Source organism: Psychrobacter sp. DAB_AL32B, from assembly GCF_002224105.1.
Classification (GTDB): Bacteria; Pseudomonadota; Gammaproteobacteria; order Pseudomonadales; family Moraxellaceae; genus Psychrobacter.
Genome location: NZ_NEXU01000212.1, coordinates 1 through 230, shown reverse-complemented (window position 1 = coordinate 230; position 230 = coordinate 1). Strand labels below are relative to the sequence as shown.

The following is a 230-nucleotide window of genomic DNA, read 5'->3' as shown; positions in this document are numbered from 1 at the left end:
GCCCAATACGGCTTTGATAAATCTGCGCCTGAGCGCTTTTGGCTGATGCTCAAGAACTATGCCCAGCTAGATTTTGGTGAGTCGTTTTTTAACGGTCAATCAGTAACGGATTTGATTATCGAGAAGCTACCGGTGTCTATTTCGCTTGGGCTCTGGAGTACGCTGCTGATTTATATGATAGAGATTCCGCTTGGTATTTATAATGCCATTCCCCATGTATAGGGACTTGA

At 44.3% G+C, this 230-nt stretch carries 1 pseudogene; it reads left to right on the top strand.

The features are described 5' to 3' along the window. Positions 1-198, top strand: a pseudogene (locus CAN34_RS13995) (peptide ABC transporter permease); the annotation flags it as partial. Between the last annotated feature and the right edge of the window lie 32 nt (positions 199-230).